The 21,614-nt window shown below is 71.8% G+C and carries 23 protein-coding genes and 1 tRNA gene; 8 read left to right on the top strand and 16 right to left on the bottom strand.

Annotated elements, in window-relative coordinates; translation table 11 throughout:
* The first annotated feature begins 43 nt into the window (after nucleotides 1-43).
* Both bagA and bagB read left to right on the top strand, forming a co-directional pair.
* On the top strand, nucleotides 44-1,024 hold the full coding sequence (bagA, locus tag IG86_RS0102180; RefSeq protein WP_030817484.1) for an ATPase BagA: 981 nt from the start codon (nucleotides 44-46) through the stop codon (nucleotides 1,022-1,024).
* A complete protein-coding gene (gene bagB / locus IG86_RS0102175; protein WP_045936591.1) occupies nucleotides 1,021-2,283 on the top strand; it encodes an ATPase BagB in 1,263 nt (420 codons plus the stop codon). Before bagA ends, bagB begins: the two co-directional genes overlap by 4 nt.
* A 30-nt stretch (nucleotides 2,284-2,313) precedes the next feature.
* Here bagB and IG86_RS0102170 read toward each other — a convergent pair whose 3' ends face one another.
* Nucleotides 2,314-2,664 (bottom strand): WhiB family transcriptional regulator, encoded by a 351-nt coding sequence (locus IG86_RS0102170; protein ID WP_030648100.1) that lies wholly within the window; start codon nucleotides 2,662-2,664, stop codon nucleotides 2,314-2,316.
* Nucleotides 2,665-3,049: 385 nt separating this feature from the next.
* Between IG86_RS0102170 and IG86_RS0102165 the strand changes: the two genes are divergently transcribed.
* Nucleotides 3,050-5,341: a transglycosylase domain-containing protein gene (locus tag IG86_RS0102165; RefSeq protein WP_030817482.1), complete on the top strand. Its 2,292-nt coding sequence runs from the start codon at nucleotides 3,050-3,052 to the stop codon at nucleotides 5,339-5,341.
* A 90-nt stretch (nucleotides 5,342-5,431) separates the two neighbouring features.
* On the opposite strand, the gene IG86_RS0102160 is transcribed toward IG86_RS0102165, so the two are convergent.
* Entirely contained in the window at nucleotides 5,432-5,893 is a 462-nt protein-coding gene (locus IG86_RS0102160) for a GatB/YqeY domain-containing protein (RefSeq protein ID WP_030817481.1), read from the bottom strand.
* 67 nt (nucleotides 5,894-5,960) lie between these two features.
* On the opposite strand from IG86_RS0102160, the gene IG86_RS0102155 reads away from it, so the two are divergent.
* Together IG86_RS0102155 and IG86_RS0102145 are read left to right on the top strand one after the other, a co-directional pair.
* Nucleotides 5,961-6,899: a metallophosphoesterase gene (locus tag IG86_RS0102155; RefSeq protein ID WP_030817480.1), complete on the top strand. Its 939-nt coding sequence runs from the start codon at nucleotides 5,961-5,963 to the stop codon at nucleotides 6,897-6,899.
* Nucleotides 6,900-6,999: 100 nt separating this feature from the next.
* Nucleotides 7,000-7,073, top strand: a tRNA-Pro gene (locus tag IG86_RS0102145).
* 66 nt (nucleotides 7,074-7,139) lie between these two features.
* On the opposite strand, the gene IG86_RS0102140 is transcribed toward IG86_RS0102145, so the two are convergent.
* The 5 genes from IG86_RS0102140 to IG86_RS42825 all read right to left on the bottom strand — a co-directional run bounded on the left by IG86_RS0102140 (nucleotide 7,140) and on the right by IG86_RS42825 (nucleotide 10,132).
* Nucleotides 7,140-7,418, bottom strand: coding sequence for a hypothetical protein (locus IG86_RS0102140; RefSeq protein ID WP_030817479.1), 279 nt, complete (start codon nucleotides 7,416-7,418; stop codon nucleotides 7,140-7,142).
* Nucleotides 7,419-7,477: 59 nt separating this feature from the next.
* Nucleotides 7,478-7,975: a DUF5956 family protein gene (locus IG86_RS0102135; protein WP_030817478.1), complete on the bottom strand. Its 498-nt coding sequence runs from the start codon at nucleotides 7,973-7,975 to the stop codon at nucleotides 7,478-7,480.
* Nucleotides 7,976-8,046: 71 nt separating this feature from the next.
* The gene (locus IG86_RS0102130; protein WP_030817477.1) at nucleotides 8,047-8,631 is read right to left on the bottom strand and encodes an HD domain-containing protein; all 585 of its coding nucleotides are present in this window, start codon (nucleotides 8,629-8,631) and stop codon (nucleotides 8,047-8,049) included.
* Between the two features lie 6 nt (nucleotides 8,632-8,637).
* Complete coding sequence (gene codA / locus IG86_RS0102125; protein ID WP_234316052.1) at nucleotides 8,638-9,939, bottom strand: cytosine deaminase; 1,302 nt, start codon at nucleotides 9,937-9,939, stop codon at nucleotides 8,638-8,640.
* A gap of 25 nt (nucleotides 9,940-9,964) precedes the next feature.
* Nucleotides 9,965-10,132: a hypothetical protein gene (locus IG86_RS42825; protein WP_157854753.1), complete on the bottom strand. Its 168-nt coding sequence runs from the start codon at nucleotides 10,130-10,132 to the stop codon at nucleotides 9,965-9,967.
* A gap of 87 nt (nucleotides 10,133-10,219) precedes the next feature.
* On the opposite strand from IG86_RS42825, the gene IG86_RS0102115 reads away from it, so the two are divergent.
* Entirely contained in the window at nucleotides 10,220-12,031 is a 1,812-nt protein-coding gene (locus IG86_RS0102115) for a S9 family peptidase (protein WP_030817475.1), read from the top strand.
* A 37-nt stretch (nucleotides 12,032-12,068) separates the two neighbouring features.
* A complete protein-coding gene (locus IG86_RS0102110; RefSeq protein ID WP_078848233.1) occupies nucleotides 12,069-12,920 on the top strand; it encodes an SURF1 family protein in 852 nt (283 codons plus the stop codon).
* On the opposite strand, the gene IG86_RS0102105 is transcribed toward IG86_RS0102110, so the two are convergent.
* The 7 genes from IG86_RS0102105 to IG86_RS0102075 form a co-directional block, all read right to left on the bottom strand.
* Entirely contained in the window at nucleotides 12,887-13,978 is a 1,092-nt protein-coding gene (locus IG86_RS0102105) for a hypothetical protein (RefSeq protein WP_037847104.1), read from the bottom strand. The genes IG86_RS0102110 and IG86_RS0102105 overlap by 34 nt on opposite strands.
* The gene (locus IG86_RS0102100; RefSeq protein ID WP_045936597.1) at nucleotides 13,975-14,529 is read right to left on the bottom strand and encodes a SigE family RNA polymerase sigma factor; all 555 of its coding nucleotides are present in this window, start codon (nucleotides 14,527-14,529) and stop codon (nucleotides 13,975-13,977) included. The genes IG86_RS0102105 and IG86_RS0102100 overlap by 4 nt, the downstream gene beginning before the upstream one ends.
* A 433-nt stretch (nucleotides 14,530-14,962) precedes the next feature.
* Nucleotides 14,963-16,039, bottom strand: coding sequence for an aspartate-semialdehyde dehydrogenase (locus IG86_RS0102095; protein ID WP_030894227.1), 1,077 nt, complete (start codon nucleotides 16,037-16,039; stop codon nucleotides 14,963-14,965).
* Complete coding sequence (locus IG86_RS0102090) at nucleotides 16,036-17,310, bottom strand: aspartate kinase (RefSeq protein ID WP_030648061.1); 1,275 nt, start codon at nucleotides 17,308-17,310, stop codon at nucleotides 16,036-16,038. Before IG86_RS0102090 ends, IG86_RS0102095 begins: the two co-directional genes overlap by 4 nt.
* Before the next feature lie 120 nt (nucleotides 17,311-17,430).
* The gene (locus tag IG86_RS0102085) at nucleotides 17,431-18,078 is read right to left on the bottom strand and encodes a DUF5063 domain-containing protein (protein ID WP_030817470.1); all 648 of its coding nucleotides are present in this window, start codon (nucleotides 18,076-18,078) and stop codon (nucleotides 17,431-17,433) included.
* Nucleotides 18,071-18,670 carry a recombination mediator RecR gene (gene recR, locus IG86_RS0102080; protein ID WP_030648057.1) on the bottom strand — a complete coding sequence of 200 codons (600 nt, stop codon included), beginning with the start codon at nucleotides 18,668-18,670 and terminating at the stop codon, nucleotides 18,071-18,073. The genes IG86_RS0102085 and recR overlap by 8 nt, the downstream gene beginning before the upstream one ends.
* A 55-nt stretch (nucleotides 18,671-18,725) precedes the next feature.
* Nucleotides 18,726-19,070 (bottom strand): YbaB/EbfC family nucleoid-associated protein, encoded by a 345-nt coding sequence (locus IG86_RS0102075; RefSeq protein WP_075970649.1) that lies wholly within the window; start codon nucleotides 19,068-19,070, stop codon nucleotides 18,726-18,728.
* A 290-nt stretch (nucleotides 19,071-19,360) separates the two neighbouring features.
* On the opposite strand from IG86_RS0102075, the gene IG86_RS0102070 reads away from it, so the two are divergent.
* Nucleotides 19,361-20,107, top strand: coding sequence for an SLATT domain-containing protein (locus IG86_RS0102070; RefSeq protein WP_030817469.1), 747 nt, complete (start codon nucleotides 19,361-19,363; stop codon nucleotides 20,105-20,107).
* Between the two features lie 39 nt (nucleotides 20,108-20,146).
* Here the strand turns inward: IG86_RS0102070 and IG86_RS0102065 are convergent, their stop codons facing one another.
* Both IG86_RS0102065 and IG86_RS0102060 read right to left on the bottom strand, forming a co-directional pair.
* Complete coding sequence (locus tag IG86_RS0102065; protein ID WP_030648052.1) at nucleotides 20,147-20,797, bottom strand: hypothetical protein; 651 nt, start codon at nucleotides 20,795-20,797, stop codon at nucleotides 20,147-20,149.
* Between the two features lie 104 nt (nucleotides 20,798-20,901).
* A complete protein-coding gene (locus IG86_RS0102060) occupies nucleotides 20,902-21,567 on the bottom strand; it encodes a GntR family transcriptional regulator (RefSeq protein ID WP_030648050.1) in 666 nt (221 codons plus the stop codon).
* Nucleotides 21,568-21,614 lie beyond the last annotated feature (47 nt).

The following is a 21,614-nucleotide window of genomic DNA, read 5'->3' as shown; positions in this document are numbered from 1 at the left end:
GCTCATGCGCGCCCCGGGACCCGAGTGGTTAGGCTCGGGCGATGTGAGCAGGCTCCAGGTGGTCAGCGGCAAGGGCGGCACCGGCAAGACCACGGTCGCCGCGGCACTCGCGCTTGCCCTCGCGCGCGAGGGCAGACGGACTCTTCTGGTGGAGGTCGAGGGCAGGCAGGGGCTCGCGCAGCTCTTCGGCGCCGAGGCGCTCCCCTACGAGGAGCGGAAGATCGCGGTGGCACCCGGCGGGGGCGAGGTCTTCGCGCTCGCCATCGACGCCGAACGGGCGCTGCTGGACTACCTCCAGATGTTCTACAAGCTCGGCTCCGCCGGACGCGCGCTCAAGAAGCTCGGCGCCATCGACTTCGCCACGACCATCGCCCCGGGCCTGCGCGACGTGCTGCTGACCGGCAAGGCGTGCGAGGCGGTGCGCCGCAAGGACAAGGCCGGCCAGTACGTCTACGACCACGTGATCATGGACGCGCCGCCGACCGGGCGCATCACCCGGTTCCTGAACGTCAACGACGAGGTGGCGGGCCTGGCCCGGTTCGGCCCGATCCACAACCAGGCGCAGGCCGTGATGAAGGTGCTCAAGTCCCCCGAGACGGCGGTGCACCTGGTCACCCTCCTGGAGGAGATGCCCGTCCAGGAGACCGCGGACGGCATCGAGGAACTGCGCGAGGCGGGGCTGCCCGTGGGCCGGGTCGTCGTCAACATGGTCCGCCCGCACCACCTCGACGAGGACACCCTGCGCACCGCGGCCGAGGAGCACCGCGCCGGGGTCGCGAAGGCGCTGTCGCGGGCGGGCCTGGGCGGCGCGCGCCGCGGCGGGCTGGCCGAGCGGCTGGTCGAGCCGCTGCTCGCGCAGGCCTCCGAGCACGCGGGCCGGGTGGAGCTGGAGCGCGCGCAGCGCGCCGTACTGGCGGGCCTGGACCTGCCGACGTACGAACTGCCCCTGCTCGGGGCGGGGATGGACCTGGCCGGGCTGTACGAGCTGGCCAAGGAACTCCGGAAGCAGTCGGTGGCCGAATGAGCGAGGGACGCGAGGGAGTGGACACGGTGGGCCTGGACACTCCGCCGCCGCTGGCGGTCGACCGGCTGCTGGACGACCGGGAGACCCGCATCATCGTGTGCTGCGGGGCGGGCGGCGTCGGCAAGACCACCACGGCCGCGGCACTGGGCGTACGGGCGGCCGCGCGCGGGCGGAAAGCGGTCGTGCTGACCATCGACCCGGCGCGGCGGCTCGCGCAGTCGATGGGCATCGACTCGCTGGACAACACCCCGCGAAGGGTCGCGGGCGCCGGCGAGGACGGCGGCGAACTGCACGCCATGATGCTGGACATGAAGCGCACCTTCGACGAGATCGTCGAAGCGCACGCGGACGCCGAACGCGCCCGGGCCATCCTCGCGAACCCCTTCTACCAGTCGCTGTCGGCCGGATTCGCGGGCACGCAGGAGTACATGGCGATGGAGAAGCTCGGGCAGCTGCGGGCCCGGGACGACTGGGACCTGATCATCGTGGACACCCCGCCGAGCCGGTCGGCACTGGACTTCCTGGACGCGCCGAAACGTCTCGGGTCCTTCCTGGACGGGAAGTTCATCAGGGTGCTGATGGCTCCGGCGAAGGTCGGCGGCCGGGCCGGGATGAAGTTCCTCAACGTCGGCATGTCGATGATGACCGGCACCCTCAGCAAGCTGATGGGCGCTTCGCTGCTGAAGGACGTACAGACCTTCGTGGCGGCGATGGACACGATGTTCGGCGGCTTCCGCACGCGCGCCGACGCGACCTTCCGGCTGCTCCAGGCACCCGGTACGGCCTTCCTGGTGGTCGCCGCGCCCGAACCGGACGCCCTGCGCGAGGCCGCGTACTTCGTGGAGCGGCTTGCCGCGGAGCGCATGCCGCTGGCCGGTCTGGTGCTCAACCGGGTGCACGGCAGCGGCGCCGACCAGCTGTCCGCCGAACGGGCGTTGGCCGCCGCAGAGAATCTTGAAGAAGGCGGCATTGTCGATCAGGAGTCCGGGAAAGCTGGACTTCGTGACACGGCCGCCGAACCCCCCGGCGCCGATGACGACACCACGGCCGTCGACCGGATCACGGCAGGACTGCTGCGCCTGCACGCCGAACGGATGCAGGTGATCGCGCGTGAGCAGCGCACGCGTGATCGCTTCACCTCGCTTCACCCAGAGGTGGCGGTGGCCGAAGTGGCCGCCCTGCCCGGCGATGTGCACGACCTCGCCGGGCTGCGGGCCATCGGAGAACGACTCGCGGCCGGGGTGCCGGCCGGAGCGTAGGCGTTCGTACGAAGGTGGCGGCCGCGTGTTCTACCCGGCTGCCGCGTACGTCTCGTACGGAACGTCGATCTCCGCGTCTGCATCCATGGTGAGGATGCCCGTGCTGCGCTCGTACTCCGTACGGGCGGTTTCGAGCAGCCGTCGCCACGAGGTGACGGTGGGACGCCGGCGCAACAGCGCACGTCGTTCCCGCTCGGTCATTCCGCCCCACACGCCGAACTCGACGCGGTTGTCGAGCGCATCGGCCAGGCATTCGGTCCGCACCGGACATCCGGTGCACACCGCCTTGGCCCTGTTCTGTGCCGCTCCTTGAACGAACAGTTCATCCGGATCGGTAGTGCGGCAGGCTGCCTGCGCACTCCAGTCGGTAACCCAGCCCATCCCGGCGCCGTCCTCTCCCGAATCGAGGCTCCCCCACGGCGGTAGCGGCATATTCACCGCTGCCAGTTGAGGACGTTACGGAAGGCGGGCACAGTGCAACACCCCCGACGGGCCCAATCTTGAATGGTCCGAACGGACTATGGGTAAGCGGCAGATCACCCGACGGAGTGATCCGGCGACATGCCCGACCATTCCGACGATTCGGGTGCAATCGGCAGATCGAGTTCACCGGGGCAGCGAGATTCGGACATCAGTCCACCCCATTCGGGAAGGGTGAAAATCAAGCCGAGGGGTTGATGTCGCACCGGACTGCTGTGACAGTTGGGGACAGCTTAGGCCAAGGCATTCGCGTGTGTCCGGCGAATCAGAACGTAGGCTGCCCTCCATGGGAAAGAAGCGCTCGGGCGGCGGGCTCACCGGGAGCCAGCAGGCCGCCAAGTTCCTCGGGGTGTCGGTTCTCTCCGGAGTCGTGCTGGCGGGCATGGCGATTCCGGCTGCAGGCGCCCTGGGACTGGCCGCCAAGGGCACGGTCGAGGGATTCGACGAGATCCCGGCCAATCTCAAGACTCCACCGCTGAGCCAGCGGACCACGATTCTGGACGCCGAGGGTGGCTTGATCGCCACCGTCTATTCGCGTGACCGGCAGGTGGTCCCGCTCACGTCGATCTCGCCGTACATGCAGAAGGCGATCGTCGCGATCGAGGACTCGCGCTTCTACGAGCACGGCGCGGTCGACCTCAAGGGCATCCTGCGCGCGGTCAACCGCAACGCGCAGGAGGGCGGGGCGGCGCAGGGCGCGTCCACGCTCACCCAGCAGTACGTGAAGAACGTGTTCGTCGAAGAGGCCGGCGACGACGAGACCAAGGTGCGCGAGGCCCAGGAGAAGAGCCTCGGCCGCAAGATCCGCGAGCTGAAGTACTCGATCCAGGTCGAGGAGGAGCTCGGGAAGAAGAAGATCCTCGAGAACTACCTCAACATCACCTACTTCGGCCAGCAGGCCTACGGCATCGAGTCCGCGGCCCAGCGCTACTTCAGCAAGCCGGCCAAGGACCTCACCCTGGACGAGTCCGCGCTGCTGGCGGGCGTCGTGCAGTCGCCGAGCCGCTACGACCCGGTGAACGACAACCAGGAGGCGACGAAGCGCCGCAACGTCGTCCTCCAGCGGATGGCCGACACCAAGGACGTCTCCCAGGCGGAGGCCGACGCCGCGAAGGCCAAGCCGGTCGCCCTGAAGGTCACCAGGCCCAAGAACGGCTGCATCACGGCGGTCAAGGGCGCGGGCTTCTTCTGCGACTACGTGCGCAACTCCTTCCTGACCGACCCGGTCTTCGGCAAGACGCGCGAGGAGCGGGCGAAGCTCTGGAACAAGGGCGGCCTGACCGTACGCACGACCCTGGACCCGCAGTCGCAGGACGCGGCCAACGAGTCGATCAAGGACCACGTCTACCAGGAGGACTCCATCGCGACGGCTGTGACCATGGTCCAGCCGGGCACCGGACGGGTGCTGGCGATGGGCCAGTCCAAGCCGTACGGCTTCGGCAAGAACGAGACGCAGATCAACTACTCCGTGGACAAGCGGATGGGCGGCTCGAACTTCGGCTTCCAGGTCGGTTCGACCTTCAAGCCGTTCATCGCCGCCGCCGCCCTGGAGCGGGGCATGCCGCCGACGAAGGTCTACGGGGCCCCGAACAAGATGGACTACCCGAGCCCGATCTCCCGCTGCGACGGCTCGCAGTACGTCAACACCCAGAAGGAATCCGCGGAGAACGAGACCGAGGACGAGGTCGGCCCGTACGCGCTGCGTACGGCGATGGAGAAGTCGATCAACACCTACTTCGTCGAGATGATCTCCGAGATCGGCCTGTGCCCGGTGTCGGAGATGGCGCAGAAGCTCGGCGTGGTCCCGGCGAGCGGCGCGAAGCTGGCCGACGGCCCCGCCATCGCGCTCGGCTCGGAGGAGATGTCCCCGCTGACGATGGCCAACGCCTACGCGGCCTTCGCCAACCGCGGCGTCTACTGCACCCCGGTCGCCATCGAGTCGATCACCGACGCGCACGGCAAGGCGCTCGCGGTGCCCAAGACCAAGTGCGAGCGGGCGATGTCGCAGAACACCGCCGACACCATCAACACCCTGCTGAGCGGCGTGGTCGACTCCGGTACCGGTGAGCGGGCCGGCCTGACCGACCGCGACAGCGCGGGCAAGACCGGTACGACGGACTCCCGCTACAACGCCTGGTTCGTCGGCTACACCCCGAACGTCTCCGGCGCGGTGTGGGTCGGCTCGGGCGGCGCGAAGAAGATCACGATGGAGAACATCGTGATCGGCGGCAAGCCCTTCGAGAAGGTCTTCGGCGGTGGCCTGCCCGGCCCGATCTGGAAGGACGCGATCACGGGCGCGCTGTCCGGCCGCGAGGCCCTGCGCTTCGCCACGGTCCACATCGCCGAACCGAGCGTCCCCTCCGGCGGCTCCCGCGGCAACAAGCCGTCCACCAATCCGAGCCGGCCCGGCAAGCCCGGCGGCGACGGCAAGCCCGGCGGACGGCCGGGCGGTCAGACCGCAGGCCAGACGGGCGGCCCGGGCGGCGGCGCCACGGGCGGCGGCACCGGCGGACCGGACACCCCCTTCCCCGGGATCACGATCGACCCGGGCGCCGTGATCGGCGGCCAGGGCCCGTAACGGGCCGTACGCGGCGCCAGCACGAGGGAGGGCCCCAGCCGGATCCGGCTGGGGCCCTCCCTCATGTCGTGCGTCTTCGGCGAGGCACCCCTAGGAGAGCGCCTTCTTCACGGCGGCGGCGACGCGCCCGCCCTCCGCCAGCCCGGCGACCTTCGGGGTCACGATCTTCATGACGGCGCCCATGGCCCGCGGCCCCTCGGCACCCGCCGACCGGGCCTCCTCGACGGCCTCCGCCACGATCCCGGCGAGCTCCTCGTCGGAGAGCTGCTTGGGCAGGTAGGTGTCCAGGAACTCGCCCTCGGCACTCTCGCGCGCGGCCTGCTCGGGACGACCGCCCTGGGCGAAGGCGTCCGCGGCCTCGCGGCGCTTCTTCGCCTCCTTGGCGATCACCTTGAGGACTTCCTCGTCGGAGAGCACACGGGCCTCCTTGCCCGCGACCTCCTCCTTGGTGATGGCGGCGAGGGTCAGGCGGAGCGTGGACGAGTGCAGCTCGTCGCGCGCCCTGATGGCGGTCGTGAGGTCTTCCTGGAGCTTGGCCTTGAGCGTGGTCATGCAGGTGAGTGTGCCAGGTGCGGGGACGATGGCGCCCACCTGTTTTCGGGTCTGCGACGATGGGTCCATGCGTGCGCGTTACGGAGTACCCCTGAAAGCGGCTGCCGGAATCGCTGCGGTGGGGGCCGCGGGTGTGGCCTATGCCGCCGGTTTCGAGGCGCGGTCCTTCCGACTGCGCCGGATCACGGTGCCGGTGCTTCCCCGGGGGATGCGCCCGCTGCGCGTACTCCAGGTGTCGGACATCCACATGGTCGGCGGGCAGCGCAAGAAGCGGGCCTGGCTGCAGTCGCTGGCCGGCCTGCGCCCCGACTTCGTCGTGAACACCGGCGACAACCTCTCCGACACCGAGGGCGTTCCCGAGGTCCTCGACGCGCTGGGCCCCTTGATGTCCTTCCCCGGCGTCTACGTCTTCGGCTCGAACGACTACTACGGGCCGCGGCTGCGCAACCCCGCGCGCTACCTGGTCGAGAAGGTCCAGGGCCGGCACGGCCTGAACGGCAACAAGCCGGTCGTCGGCGCGGTGCACAACCCGTGGGAGGAGATGCGGGACGCCTTCGACGCGGCCGGCTGGCTGAACCTCACCAACACCCGGGCCCGGATGAAGCTGGAAGGCCTGGAGCTGGCCTTCACCGGACTCGACGACCCGCACATCAAGCGGGACCGCTACGAGAGCGTCGCCGGCGGCCCGGAGGCGGACGCGGACTTCTCGCTGGCCGTGGTGCACGCTCCGTACCTGCGCGTCCTGGACTCCTTCACCGCCGACCGGTACCCGCTGATCCTCGCGGGCCACACCCACGGCGGGCAGCTGTGCATCCCCTTCTACGGGGCGCTGGTCACCAACTGCGACCTGGACACCGGGCGGGTGAAGGGGCTGTCCACGCACGAGGCGGCCGGCCACCGCTCCTACCTGCACGTCTCGGCCGGCTGCGGCACCAACCGCTTCACCCCGGTCCGCTTCGCCTGCCCGCCGGAGGCGACGCTCCTGACGCTGACCCCGAAGGAGTAGCGACCGCGCGCCCACTCCGCGAAAACCGGATTTCGTCTCCGGCGAGAGGTCCGCTAAAGTAATCGATGTCGCCAGGACAGCAACACTTCAGGGCGACGATCGGGGTGTAGCGCAGCTTGGCAGCGCGCTTCGTTCGGGACGAAGAGGTCGTGGGTTCAAATCCCGCCACCCCGACAGAGTAAGACCAGGTCAAGGGCCTGATCCGAGAAATCGGATCAGGCCCTTCCTGCGTTTGGGGCGTCAGTAGGGGCGGGGCGACATGATGTGCGGCTCGATCGCCGGGGCCTCGAATACGCAGCGGGGGATGCCCGGGCCCGGGGTCGCGCGGACGGAGACCTTCGTCGGCGGGTCCGTCGGCAGCTCGATGCGGACGGTCACGGGGTGGTCGTGGTGCGTCGTCGCGTGGCCCGTCTCCTTGCCGTCGACCAGGACCTCGACGACGGCGGTGCGGCCGGTCTGGACCGTGGCGCTGACGGAGTGCCCCGCGTGGTCGATGTGGAAGTGATGCCGCCGCCTCATGAGACCGCCTCCCGCCGCTGCCCCCGAGGTCCAGGGTAGTCAGCGGAGCACCGGAGCGCCTACGGGGTGGCGTCGAGGGCGGCCAGTTCCGCGCGGGCCAGGGCCGGCAGGTCCGGGGAGGGGCCCGCCGCGGCCAGGGCGGCGTCGAGGTGGTCGAGGACCGCGGCGACGGTGGTGAAGGGGCCGACCGGCCGGAGCAGCCAGATGCGCCCCCCGGGCCGTGGCGGGAGGCCGAGGGCGGCGAGGGCCTCGTCGGCCTCCCGGTCGAGGTCGCGCAGGTCCGGCTCGGGCAGCGGGGCGCACTCCACGCCGGTGATGTGGCCGTGCCCGTCCAGTTCGGTGTCCACCGCCCAGTGGGTGGAGCGGTCGGGGATCCAGGTACGGGCCGCCGGCGGCCAGACGTAGGGGAGGTAGACCCAGCGCAGGTCCTCGGGGGCCGGCTCCCAGCCGAGCACCTCCAGCTCCCGCATCTCGGGAAGCCGGTCCGGGTCCAGTTCGCTGCGGCCGGTGCGGCGCTGTGCGAGCGGGTGCGGTGTTCCGTCCTCGTCCCACGACATGCGGGCACGCTATCCGAAGCGGTGACGGATCCACGTGACCCTGCGCCGGCGCCGCAGCCGCCGCAGCCGCCTCACGCGTCCAGGGGGTTGGCCGCGATGCGGGTGGCCGCGCCGCCCGCGACGTAGGCGGCGGCCGCGCAGTCGGGCTTGCGGCGGGCCTGGTCCTCTACGAGGGCGGTGAAGACGGGGCCGAAGCCGGCCCGTGGGTGTGCGCCGAGGAGGCGGGCCGTGAAGGACGGGTCGAACTCGGCGACGCGCAGACCCGAGACGTCGGCGCTCGTGCCCACCTGGAGGAGGTGGCTCTCCACGTCCTCGGCCGCGCTCACGTCGTCCCGCATGTGCAGGACGATGACCTCCTCGGCGCGGGCCCGGCGCTCCGCCGGCCAGCCCAGGCCCGCCGTCAGGACGCGCGCCACGTGGCCGCCCGCCTCCTCGAAGGGCAGGGTGTGGCTGTCGAACGGCACGGTCAGGCCCAGGTCGTGCAGGAGGGCCGCGACGTAGAAGAGCTCCTCGTCGTGATCCAGTCCGTGGTCGGCCGCGTACCGCGCCCCGAAGGCGTAGGAGCGCACGGAGTGGTTCAGGAGCGCCGTGTCCGCGTACTCCGACGCGATCTCCAGGGCGGCCCGGGCTGATGGGGTGTCAAGCGTCCACGTCATGGCACGTCAGCCTAGGCGGCGGGTGAAGTCGACGTCCGACCGGGGCTCCCCCGGCCAGGACAGCCGGGTCGGTGCGGGCGGGGTCTCGGCGAGGACGGAGCCGCGCGAGACCACGTAGCGGGGGCGGACCTGGCGGCGGAGCGCCTCCTCGGGCGAGGGGGCGGGCAGGAGCACGAAGGAGGCGGGCGCGCCCTCGGTGATGCCGTACTCCTCGGCGCCGAGGCCGAGGACCCGCGCCGCACGGTCCGTCACCATCGAGAAGGCCACCGGGATGTCGTCGGCGCCGGTGAGCTGGGCGGCGTACAGGCCGACGAGGGCGGTCTGGAGGGGATTGGCGGTGCCGAGGGCGTTCCACGGGTCCATCACGTCGTCGTGCCCGAAGGCAACGTTGACCCCGGCCGCCAGCATCTCCCGGACCTGGGTGAGGCCGCGCCGCTTGGGGTAGGCGTCGAAGCGCCCCTGGAGGTTGAGGTTGGCGAAGGGGTTGGCGACCAGGTTGATTCCCGAACGGGACAGGAGCCGCTGGAGTTTGAAGCTGTAGGCGCCGTTGTAGGAGCCCATGGCCGTGGTGTGCGAGGCGGTGGCGCGCTCGCGCAGGCCCGAGCGCAGCGCGAGGGTGGCCAGCACCTCCACGAAACGGGACTGCTCGTCGTCGATCTCGTCGCAGTGGGCGTCCACGCGCAGCCCGTGCTCCTCGGCCACGGCGAACGCGGTGTGCAGTGAGGCGACGCCGTCCTCGCGGGTGTCCTCGAAGTGCGGGATCGCGCCGACGACGTCCGCCCCGCGCCGGGCGGCCTCGCGGAGCAGGGCCTCGCCGTCGGGGAAGGAGACGATGCCCTCCTGGGGGAAGGCGACGATCTGCAGGGTCATCACGTCCCGCACCCGGTCGCGGACCTCCAGCAGCGCGTCGAGCGCGGTGAGGGACGGGTCGGTGACGTCGCAGTGCGTACGGACGTGCAGCACGCCGTTGGCCGCCTGCCAGCGCAGCACCTCGGTGGCCCGCTCGACGACGTCCTCGCGGGTGAGGGTGCGCTTGCGCTCGCTCCAGCAGGCGATGCCCTCCCACAGGGTGCCGGAGGCGTTGGGCCGCGGCTCGCCGGCGGTCAGCGCCGTGTCGAGGTGGATGTGCGGGTCGACGAAGGGTGCGGTGAGCAGGCTGCCGTGCGCCTCGACGAGGAGACCGGTGGCCGGCGGTTCCTTCTGGTCGTCGTGGGGGATCACCCGCGCGATGCGGCCGTCCTCCCCGACCTCGACGTCGGACAGACCTGGTGTGTGGAGCAGCCGGGCACCCCGGACGATCATCCGCATGGCGCCAGCGTACGGACGAAGGCGCTCAGCCGCGCTTGGCCTGGGCCTTCTGCTGCATGCCGCGCGTCTTCGCCGCCGTGGAGTGCGCGTCCCTGAACGCGGCCTTCGCACGGGCCTCGGCCGCCGTGTTCTTCGCCAGCGCGCGTTCGGAGTCCTGGTGCATGTGGTGGCCGGTGCGAGCCTTCTTGGCCATGATCGTTCCTCCTTGGAGTACGGGTTCCACTGTGCGCCCGTTCGGAGCAGTCGGCATCCCGGAGGGCTCTGCGGCAACAATGGGCGCATGACCAGCGACAGCGAGATCACCCCCGAGATGCCCGACTGGGAGAAGCGGTTCCGGGCGCCGCGCGTCGGGCTGCCCGACTGGGCGGAGGACGCCCCGGACCGTTCGCTCTTCGTCTCCAACGCGACCGGCACGTTCGAGATCTACGCCTGGGACCGCGCCACCGGCCTGCAGCGGCAGGCCACAAACCGGCCCAACGGCACCACCGACGGCGCCCTCTCCCCCGACGGCGAGTGGATCTGGTGGTTCTCCGACACCGACGGCGACGAGTTCGGCACGTGGGTGCGCCAGCCCTTCGCGGGCGGCCCGGACGAGCCGGCCACCCCCGGCCTGGAGCCCTCGTACCCGGCGGGGCTGGCCATCGGGCGCGACGGCACCACGGTGGTCGGGCGCTCCACGGACGAGGACGGCTCGACCATCCACGTGGTCCGCCCGGACGGGTCCGCGCCCACGGTGATCTACCGGCACCGGGAGTCCGCCGGCGTCGGCGACCTGTCGCACGACGGGACGCTCGTGGCCGTCGAGCACACCGAGCACGGCGACGCGATGCACTCGGCCCTGCGCGTCCTCACCCTCGACGGGACCACCGTCGCCGAGCTGGACGACTCCCGGGGCGGAACGCAGGAGCTCGGCCTGGAGGTGCTCGGCTTCGCCCCCGTCGCCGGCGACACGCGGCTGCTCATCGGCCACCAGCGGCGCGGCCGCTGGGAGCCGCTGGTCTGGGACGTGGCGACCGGCACCGAGCAGGAGCTCGCGATCGACCTGCCGGGCGACGTCAGCGCCGAGTGGTATCCGGACGGCTCCGCGCTGCTGATCGCGCACAGCTTCGAGGCGCGCAGCGAGCTGTGGCGCTACGACCTGGCCGCGGGGGAGCTCGTACGCGTGGACACGCCGCCGGGGTCGGTGACGGACGCCACCGCGCGGCCCGACGGGACGGTGGAGTACATGTGGTCCTCGGCCGCCGAGCCCTCGGCGGTGCGGTCCACCGCGGGCGGCGTCGTCCTGGACCCGCCGGGCTTCCGGCCGCCGGGCTCGCTGCCGGTGGAGGACGCCTGGGTGGAGGGTCCGGGCGGGCGGATCCACGCGCTCGTGCAGCGTCCGGCGGGCCACGGCGACGGCCCCTTCCCGACCGTCTTCGAGATCCACGGCGGGCCGACCTGGCACGACAGCGACGCCTTCGCCGCGGCCCCGGCGGCCTGGCTGGACCACGGCTTCGCGGTGGTCCGGGTCAACTACCGGGGCTCGACGGGCTACGGCCGCGCGTGGACGGACGCCCTCAAGCACCGGGTCGGCCTGATCGAGCTGGAGGACATCGAGGCGGTCCGCGCGTGGGCGGTCTCCTGCGGCCTCGCGGACCCGGCGCGCCTGGTCCTGTCGGGCGGCTCCTGGGGCGGGTACCTGACGCTGCTGGGCCTGGGCACGCAGCCCGGGGCGTGGGCCGTGGGCCTGGCCGCCGTACCGGTCGCGGACTACGTGACGGCCTACCACGACGAGATGGAGGCGCTGAAGGCCCTGGACCGCACGCTCTTCGGCGGTACGCCGGAGGAGGTCCCGGACCGCTTCGAGGCGTCCTCGCCGCTGACGTACGTGGACCGGGTGACGGCGCCCGTGTACATCGCGGCCGGCGTCAACGATCCGCGCTGCCCGATCCGGCAGATCGACAACTACGTGGACCGGCTCGCGGCGCGCGGGGCGGTGCACGAGGTGTACCGGTACGACGCGGGGCACGGTTCGCTGGTCGTGGAGGAGCGGATCAAGCAGGTCCGCATGGAGCTGGAGTTCGCGCTGAAGCACCTGCCCGCCCGACCCTGAGGACCGGTGGCCGGTGCACCCCCCGTACGGTGGTGGGGTGCACCGGTTTCTCCTGACCCCGCGCTGGTGGGGGATCAACGTCTTCGTCGCGCTCGCGGTCCCCTTCTGCCTGTTCATGGGGTCCTGGCAGCTCGGCCGGTTCGAGGCCCGCGTGGACAGCCACCGGGAAGCGACCGCCGAACGGCCCGTCGACCGGGCGGCCGCCCCCCTGGACTCGCTGCTCCCGGTCGACACGCAGACCTCGGGGCGGCTGGCTTCGGCGTCCGGTGAGTACGGCGAGCAGATGCTGGTGCCCGAGCGGCGGCTCGACGGGGCGTCCGGTTTCTACGTCCTGACGCTGCTGAAGACCGACTCCGGCAAGGCCGTCCCGGTGGTCCGGGGCTGGCTGCCGGGCGTGGCGGACCCCGCGAAGGCGCCGGCCGCGCCGACGGGCCGGGTGGAGGTGACGGGTGCCCTCCAGGCCTCGGAGAACGCGGGCACGAAGGGAGTCCACGCCCAGGGCGGTCTGCCCTCCGGGCAGCTCGGCGTGATCGCGGCGGCCACGCTGGTCAACCTCGTCCCGCACGACCTGTACGACGCCTGGCTGACCGTGCAGACCCCGGTGGACGGGATGCTTCCGGTGCCCGCGCAGGCTCCGGCCAACACCGGGCTCGACCTGAAGGCCTTCCAGAACCTCGGCTACACCGGCGAGTGGTTCGTCTTCGTCGCCTTCGTGCTCTTCATGTGGTTCCGGCTCTACCGCCGCGAGGTGGAGACGCTCCGCGACGCGGAGGCGGGTCTGCTCGACCCCTCCGCGCCGGCCGCGACCGAGACCGCCACCGCCACCGCCACCGCGACCGCGACCGCGTCGGAGGATCAGTCGTCGACCGGGATCGCACCCGTCCGGTAGACCGTGCCGCCGCAGGCGTCGGGGATCGACGTCCGCGTCGTCGGTGCGCCGCTCGTCTGCGGGGTGTGGGACACCTCGACGACGCTCGGCGCCTGGGGCGTGCCCGTCTGGGGCTCCGACGCCGACCCGCTGCCCGGACCGCCCGAGGTGCCGGCCGAGCCGGTCTGCGGCGGCTTGCCGGACCCGTCCGAGCCGTTCGCCGTACAGGGCTCGCCCGGCGGCACCCACGCGAAGCGGACCTCGTAGGACTTGTTCGGCGGGAGCACCACCACCGACGCCTCCGCCGACGGGTCGGGCAGCAGCCCGCTGCCGGGGCCGCCCGCGGTGTGGCCGACCACGGCGACCCCGGAGCCCGGGCCGAGCGCCGCGACGGGCGTGGAGGCCGCTTTCACGGTGTCCCGGCCGGTGACCGCGCAGCCCTGGGACGAGACGTTGGTGACCCGGAAGCCGCCCGCCACCCGGCCGTCGGTCTCCGGATTGCGCACGAAGCCCACGACGCCGAGCTGCTCGGCACCGCACCCGGGCACGCCCGGAGCGGCCACCGGCGGCATCGGGCCCGTGCCCGTCCCCGAGCCGGCCGCGGAACCGGCCGGTCCGCCCGAGGTGCCGGTGCCCGCCGGGCCGGACGTCAGGCCGCCCGCCGGGGCGCCGCCCTGCGAGGGGTCCGGCTGCCCGGTGGCGCCGCCCGCGTCCGGGGAGCCGCCGGGGGAGCCGCCGGCCTTCGGGTAGGACCCGTAGCCGTTCTGGTGCGGGTCGGACGCGCCGCCCTGCTTGTCGCCGGAGTGCGCCTCGTGGCCGGCCATCGCCTGGCGGTCCGTGGACGTGCTCCCGCCGCCGCTCAGGTGCAGTGCGGCCGGGATCGCGGTCCCCGCGAGCAGCGCGGCCGCGGCCGCGCCGACGACGGCCCGGCGCCTGCGGGCCCGGCGGGCGGGGACGGCGTGGAGCAGCCGCTCCAGTGCGTCCTCGGAGGGCTGCAGGCCCTCGACGGCGCCGCGCAGGAGGATGCGCAGCTCCTCTTCGCCGCTCGCGCCGTCCGGCGCCGTGTGGTCGTCCATCATGACTGCGCAGCCTCCATCGCCACCCGCAGCGCGGCAATGCCCCGCGATCCGTACGCCTTGACCGAGCCGAGCGATATCCCGAGGGTCTCGGCGACCTGGGACTCCGTCATGTCCGCGAAGTAGCGCAGCACCAGCACCTCGCGCTGGCGACGCTGGAGCCCCCGCATCGCCTTGATCAGGTCGTCCCGTTCCAGCTGGTCGTAGGCGCCCTCTTCGGCGCTCGCCATGTCCGGCATGGGCTTCGACAGCAGCTTGAGACCGAGGATGCGCCGGCGCAGGGCGGAACGCGAGAGGTTCACGACGGTCTGGCGCAGGTACGCCAGGGTCTTCTCGCGGTCGCGGACCCGGTTGCGGGCCGAGTGCACCCGGATGAACGCCTCCTGCACGACGTCCTCGCAGGAGGCGGTGTCGTCGAGGAGCAGCGCCGCGAGGCCGAGGAGGGAGCGGTAGTGCGCCTGGTACGTCGCCGTGAGGTGGTCGACGGTGGTGCCGGCCACCACGTCGGCGACCGCGTCGGCCACGACCGCATCGGCCACGACCGCATCGGCCACGACCGCATCGGCGACGGCCGCATCGGCGACGGCCACGGCCGTCGAGTCCTTGCCGCTCCCGTCCGCCTCAGCGCTGTCGCGCTGTGTGGGCACGAGGCCGCCCGGGAGTGGTGCGGCGGTCCCGGCGGGAGCCTCGGGGGTCCCCGTCGGCGGGACGGGAACGATCACAGGAAGACCGCCGCCGGGCGTGCGGAAGTCCCGGCGCGGCGGGAGGATCCCCGTGCGTGCCGGTAGGACGGCCAGTTCGAGCAGTGCCTCTGCCACGCCTGTAGGACACGCGTCCCCCCGTCAGGGTTGTACGCGCGTGGAAGCCTCACCAGAGAAATCCGTATTGCGCTCATGCGTACCCGCTCTTCCCGATTGCCCCGTCCAGCGAAACGGCAGTCGGGCCATCACCTTGATCAAGGGATCGGCACCGATCCTACAAAGCGAATTACGCAAATTCACCCGCGATCAGTTCCGCGATCTGCGTGGCATTCAGCGCCGCCCCCTGGCGGAGATTGTCGGCGCACACGAAGAACTCCAGCGCGTAGGGGTCGTCGAGCGAGGCCCGCACCCGCCCCACCCAGGCAGGATCCGTCCCGGCGGCGTCCACGGGAGTGGGGAACTCCCCCGCCGCGGGGTCGTCCACGAGCACGACGCCGGGCGCGGCCTCGAGGATCTCCCGGGCGCGCGCGGCCTTCACCTCGTTCTGGAAACCGGCCCGCACCGTCAGCGAGTCCCCGGTCAGCACCGGCACCCGGACGCAGGTCACCGACACCGGGAGCGCCTCCAGCTGGAGGATCCGGCGGGTCTGCGCCCGTACGGCCAGCTCGTGCGAGGACCAGCCGTCCTCGTTCAGCTCGCCGCACCACGGCACGACGTTGAGGGCCAGGGGGGCCGCGAAGGGGCCCGTGTCCTCGCCCACGGCACGGCGCACGTCGCCGGGCTGCTCGCCCAGCGGGGTCCCCGCGACGAGCGACAGCTGGCGGCGCAGCGCCTCGGAGCCGGCCCGGCCGGCGGCGCTCGCCGCCTGGTACGTGGAAACGGCCAGCTCGGTCAGCCCGTACTCGGCGTGCAGCGCGCCCAGGGAGGCGATCATCGCGGCGGTGACGGTGTCGGGGGCGGCGACGATCCCGCGCGGCCGGATCCGGGCCGCGTGGGCGTTGATCTCGGGCACCACGAGCGGCACCTCGGGATCGTCCCGGAAGGCGGCGGACTGGTCGACGACGACCGCGCCGCGCGCGGTGACGACGGGGGCCCACCGGGCCGAGACCTCGGCCGGGGTCAGGAAGACCGCGACGTCGCCCGGGCCGAGGCCGTCGAAGGCGTCCTCGGTGAGGGAGAGCACCTCGCACTCCTGCCCGCGGACGGACAGCATGCGGCCCGCCGAGCGCACGGAGGCGATCAGGCGTATGTCGCCCCAGACGTCCGCCCGCTGGGACAGCATCCGGAGCAGGACCGAACCGACTGCTCCGGTCGCCCCGACGACGGCGAGAGCCGGAGCCGGGGTCGACCGGGGTGCCGTCATCGTCCGGTGCCTCCGTAGACGACGGCCTCGTCGCTGTCGGAGTCGAGGCCGAAGGCCGTGTGCACGGCGCGGACGGCCTCGTTGACGTCGTCCTGGCGGGTCACGACCGAGATGCGGATCTCCGAGGTGGAGATCAGCTCGATGTTGACGCCCGCGTCGGACAGCGCCTGGAAGAACGAGGCGGTGACGCCCGGGTTCGTCTTCATGCCGGCGCCGACCAGGGAGATCTTGCCGATCTGGTCGTCGTAGCGCAGGGAGTCGAAGCCGATCGCGCCCTTCGCCTTCTCCAGGGCGTCGATGGCCTTGTGGCCCTCGGCCTTGGGGAGCGTGAAGGAGATGTCGGTGAGGCCCGTCGAGGCCGCGGAGACGTTCTGCACGATCATGTCGATGTTGATCTCGGCGTCCGCGATGGCGCGGAAGATCGCCGCGGCCTCGCCCGGCTTGTCCGGGACGCCGACGACCGTGATCTTGGCTTCGGAGACGTCGTGAGCGACTCCGGAGATGATGGCGTGCTCCACCTGCTCGTCCCCTTGCGGATTCTCGTTGCTGACCCAGGTGCCCGGCAGTCCCGAGAAGGACGAGCGGACGTGGATCGGGATGTTGTATCGGCGTGCGTACTCGACACAGCGGTGCAGCAGCACCTTGGAACCGGAGGCGGCGAGCTCCAGCATGTCCTCGGAGGAGATCCAGTCGATCTTCTTCGCCTTCTTCACGACGCGGGGGTCCGCGGTGAAGACGCCGTCGACGTCGGTGTAGATCTCGCAGACCTCGGCGTCCAGCGCCGCGGCGAGCGCCACGGCGGTGGTGTCCGACCCGCCGCGGCCGAGGGTGGTGATGTCCTTGGAGTCCGCGGACACGCCCTGGAAACCGGCGACGATGGCGATGTTGCCCTCGTCCAGCGCGGTGCGGATACGGCCCGGCGTGACATCGATGATGCGCGCTTTGTTGTGGACCGAGTCGGTGATGACGCCTGCCTGGCTACCGGTGAACGACTGGGCCTCGTGGCCCAGGTTTTTGATCGCCATGGCCAGCAGGGCCATGGAGATCCGCTCTCCGGCGGTCAGCAGCATGTCGAATTCGCGCCCGGCAGGCATCGGTGAAACCTGCTCGGCGAGATCGATCAGCTCGTCCGTCGTGTCGCCCATCGCGGACACCACGACGACCACTTGGTGGCCGTTCTTCTTGGCGTCCACGATCCGCTTGGCGACGCGCTTGATGCCCTCGGCATCGGCTACGGAGGAGCCTCCGTACTTCTGCACGACAAGGCCCACGTGCGCTCCTCGCTCAGTCCGTCTCATTGCTGGTGCAGTGTAACGAGCGCCCGGGATCCGACCGTCTCGTACCACATCATGAGACGAAAAGATCAGAGTCCGGGTTCCCGCGCGGGAGGGTCAGGTGCGGCCCAGGCCGCCGAGCTCCTGCGCCATCACCTGTCCGGCCTGCTCCGCGAGGTCGTCCTCGGTCATGTCCTCGTCCGTGTCCAGGCCGTCCAGGGCCGCCAGCGGCTGGTCCAGCCGCACGTGCGAGATCAGCGACTGGAGGGCGCGCAGGGTCGCCGAGGCCGTCGGGCCCCAGTTGGTGAAGTACGAGAACTGCCACCACCACAGCGCCTCGGTGATCCGGCCGGCCTGGTGGTGGATGAGGCCGTGCCGCAGGTCGGCGACGACGTCCGCCAGGTCGTCGGAGATCCGGTGCGCGACCGGGGCCTTGCGCGGCTCGTAGGGGTCGAACACCTCCGAGTACACGTCGACCGGCTCCAGCATGTGCGCGAAGCGCTCGCGCAGCTCGTCGACGTCCGGCTCCGGGCCGAGGTCGGGCTCGTAGCGCTCGTCGGGCAGCACGTCCTGGTACGCGCCCAGCCGGCCGCCCGCGAGCAGCAGCTGCGACACCTCCAGGAGGAGGAAGGGCACCGCGCTGTCCGGGTCCTCGCCCTTGGCCACCTCGGTGACCGCGACGATGAACGACTCGATCTGGTCGGCGATCGAGGCGGCGAAGTCGTCCGGGTCCTGGCCGAGTGCGTGCAGCGTTGCGTCAGACATCGAGAAGTCGCCTTCCTTCAAAGGCCCGCCCCAGCGTGACCTCGTCCGCGTACTCCAGGTCTCCCCCGACGGGGAGCCCGCTGGCCAGGCGGGTGACCTTCAGGCCCATGGGCTTGATCATGCGGGCGAGGTAGGTGGCGGTCGCCTCGCCCTCCAGGTTCGGGTCGGTGGCGAGGATCAGCTCGGTCACCTCGCCGTCCGCCAGCCGCGCCAGCAGCTCGCGGATGCGCAGGTCGTCCGGGCCGACGCCCTCGATCGGGCTGATCGCGCCGCCGAGGACGTGGTACTTCCCCCGGAACTCGCGGGTCCGCTCGATCGCGACCACGTCCTTCGGCTCCTCCACGACGCAGATGACCGTCGCGTCGCGGCGCGGGTCGCGGCAGATGCCGCACCGCTCCTCCTGCGCCACGTTCCCGCACACGGCGCAGAAGCGGACCTTGTCCTTGACCTCCAGCAGCGCGTGCGCGAGGCGGCGGACGTCGGTGGGCTCGGCCTGCAGGATGTGGAAGGCGATCCGCTGCGCGCTCTTGGGCCCGACGCCGGGCAGCCTGCCCAGTTCGTCGATCAGGTCCTGGACCACGCCTTCGTACAACGGACTGCCTTCTTTCGTCGGATGGGGGAGGAACGGGAGACGCAGGAGGGTACTGCTAGAACGGCAGCCCGGGAATGCCGCTGCCGCCGCCCAGTCCCTGCGCGAGGGGGCCCAGCTTCTGCTGCTGGAGCGCCTGGGCGTTCTCGCCCGCGGCCTGGACCGCCGCGACCACGAGGTCGGCGAGCGTCTCGGTGTCCTGCGGGTCCACGGCCTTCGGGTCGATCACCAGCGCACGCAGCTCGCCGGAACCCGTGACGGTCGCCTTGACCAGGCCGCCGCCTGCCTGGCCCTCGACCTCGGTCCGCGCCAGCTCCTCCTGGGCCGCGGCGAGGTCTTGCTGCATCTTCTGGGCCTGCTGGAGCAGCTGCTGCATGTTGGGCTGGCCACCACCGGGAATCACAGGGCACTCACTTCCGTACGTCGGTACCGTCGGGACCTTCGCAGCCCCGAGACCTTCGGAACGCTTGGTCAATCCGAGCCTACGTGCTCCCCGCGCGCCGCGCCCTACGCCGTGAGGACCAACTCTTTCGAGTGAGAGTCGGGGCGTACGCGTACCTGATGGAGACCTCCTTGCGAGCGGAAATCGCGGGATTCGTTGTCCATCGCCCGTCATTCGAAGGTAGGAAGAGCATGCGCATCATTGCGCACACGCGCACCACCACACGTCAGCGCAGGCAGAGGGAGTGCCGGGTGAGCCAGCCGGAGATGCAGCCCGAGGGGCCACCCCGGGATCCCCGGGAGGAAGGCGGCGGACCGATGGCGGCGGGCGATCTGACCGGTCGGCCCTTCCCCCTCGGGGACTGGGGGGAACCCGCCGAGCGGCTCGACGAGCTCTACCGGCGGGTCGAGGCCGACGCGCTGCGCACCGCCGAGTGGTATCTGTCCGACCGGGCGTGGAAGCGCCGGGGGGCGCGCGTCCTGCGCGTCGGCGCGGCCCTGGGGGCCGTCACCGGCGCCGCGATGCCGGTGCTGGAACTGACGGGCTCGGCGCCGGGCGGGTCGACGTACGGGTACCTGGCGCTGCTGCTGGGTGCGGCCGCGCTGGCCTGCGACCGGTTCTTCGGGCTGACGTCGGGGTGGATGCGGGACGTGGCCACCGCCCAGGCGGTGCAGCGCAGGCTGCAGACCCTCCAGTTCGACTGGGCGTCGGAGAACGTCCGCGAGGTGCTCGGCCCCACCGAGGGCACCGCCAGCGAGGCCGCCGAGCGGTGCCTGACCGTGCTGCGCCGCTTCTCCGAGGACATCACGGAGCTGGTGCGGTCGGAGACGGCGGACTGGATGGTGGAGTTCCGGTCGGGCCCGGCGCCGCTGGTGATGCAGTCGCTGGGGGCCTCCGGGGCCCGCGCGGACGCGTACGTCCCGCCGGCCCGCTTCCCGCTGCCGCCCGGCACCCGCCCGAACATGCCGCGCCAGCGGCCGCCGGAGCAGCCGCGCTGATCCGGCCGAGGGGCGGGGCGGGGCCGCCCCGCCCACCGGTCAGCTGAAGATGATCATCGAGCCCTGTCCGAGACTGCGCGTCGCCGCCGCGTGCAGTCCCAGCCAGACGTGCCGCTCACGGGCGAAGGGGCTGCCGTCGTACGGGACCGGTCCCGCCGGCTCCTCCAGCGACGTCGGCCGCCCGGGCGGCGCCGGCGCCGCGGGCGGGTTCCCCGGGTCTATTCCGATGGCGGGGGCGACGAACAGCAGCTCCCGCAGCAGCCCCTGCGCGGACCCCAGCGGTCCGCCTCCGGCGAGCAGCTCCTCGTTCGCCAGCGGCGCCGCGAAGTCCACCGGCACGTACGCGCCCGCGTGGTCGTAGTGCCACACCAGGTGCGACTGCTGCGCGGTGGGTTCGAACATCTCCAGCAGCTGTTCGTAGTCCCCGCCCAGCTCGTCCACCGGGGTCACCGGCAGGCCGCAGAGCTGGAGCAGGTAGGCCCGTCTCAGGAAATGCAGGGCGTCGTAGTCGAAACCGGCGACCGGGGCGACGTCCCCGCTCAGACCCGGCATGTACGCGAACACGGGCACGGACGGGAGTCCGGCCTCACCCAGCGCCTTGTCGTACGAGGCGATCTCTTCCGCGAAGGGGTTGTCGGGGCTGTGGCACAGCACGTCGACAAGGGGGACCAGCCACAGGTCACAGGCCACTCGGCCTCCGATCAGTCGTTGTCGCCGATTCGGCCAGCGTAGTGTGCCGGACACCCTCCGCGAAGGGGTGCGCAGAACTACGGGCCGCGGGGACGCCCCCGGGGTCAGAGCCGGGCGGCCCAGGCCAGCGCGTGCTCGTTGTAGCCCTGCACGATGCGGCGCACCGCGTCGGCGTCCGCCAGCGTCACGGCGTCCACCAGAGCGCTGTGGCCGTCCCATAGCGCTTCGCGCAGCTGCTCCTCGCGCTGGAGGTGGGGGACGGCGAAGACCCAGCACTGCACACGGATGCGGTGCAGGAACTCGGTGATGTAGGTGTTGGCGACCAGCCCGCTCAGTTCCCGCCAGAAGCGCAGGTCGTAGCCGATCAGCACTTCCAGGGAGCCGCTCTCGGCCGCCCTGCGCGCCTCCTCGCCCCGGCGGCGCACCGACACCAGCATCTCGCCGGAGCCGGGGGCGGTGCCCCGCTCGGCGAGCCGGCGGAAGATGCCGTCCACGACCAGCGCACGGGCCTCGATCATCCCGCGGAAGTCGTCGACCGAGAGGATCCGCACGCGGAAGCCGCGGTGCTGGACCAGTTCGAGCAGTCCCTGGGCCGAGAGGTCCACGAGCGCCTCGCGCACCGGGGTGGCGGAGACCTCGTACTGCTCGGCTATCTGCTTGACGGTGAACTCGGTCCCCGGAGGCAGGCGTCCCGCGAGCACCTCGTCACGCAGCGCGTCCGCGATCTGCTGGCGAAGTGTGTTGCGGGTGACAGCGCCGCTGCCTGGCATAGGGGTCCGTCTCCTGTCGTAGAGCTCCGGACACCATAGGCCAGACA

Origin of the sequence: Streptomyces virginiae (assembly GCF_000720455.1) — a bacterium.
Classification (GTDB): Bacteria; Actinomycetota; Actinomycetes; order Streptomycetales; family Streptomycetaceae; genus Streptomyces; species Streptomyces virginiae.
Note: the sequence above shows the minus strand (reverse complement) of the source record. Positions and strands in the feature narration are given on the sequence as shown.